Genomic DNA, 226 nt, shown 5'->3' with positions numbered 1-226 from the left:
CCACAGCATCTAACTCCTCATCTTCCAATAACGACACCGATTCAAATGCCGAACCTGAAGAAGATTTTGACGGTTGGGCAAGCGGTGGCACGTCAGCTATGACGTCAGACTTTCCAGACGATAGTTTATTTGACACTGCTTCTGTATGCAGTGTGGCTCTCACAGGTTCTCAAACGGAAGGCCCGTCCTATTTTCAAAGTGACTATCTTGACGACATCTCATATGA

Annotated in this window: 1 pseudogene; it reads left to right on the top strand. The window is 46.5% G+C overall.

What is annotated here, in order from left to right:
• Window positions 1-226 (top strand): annotated as a pseudogene (locus tag NLF92_RS13955) (dioxygenase family protein); the annotation flags it as partial.

The sequence above is a fragment of the Opacimonas viscosa genome (assembly GCF_024199005.1).
Lineage (GTDB): Bacteria > Pseudomonadota > Gammaproteobacteria > Enterobacterales > Alteromonadaceae > Opacimonas > Opacimonas viscosa.
This window is presented reverse-complemented; position numbering and strand designations above follow the sequence as displayed.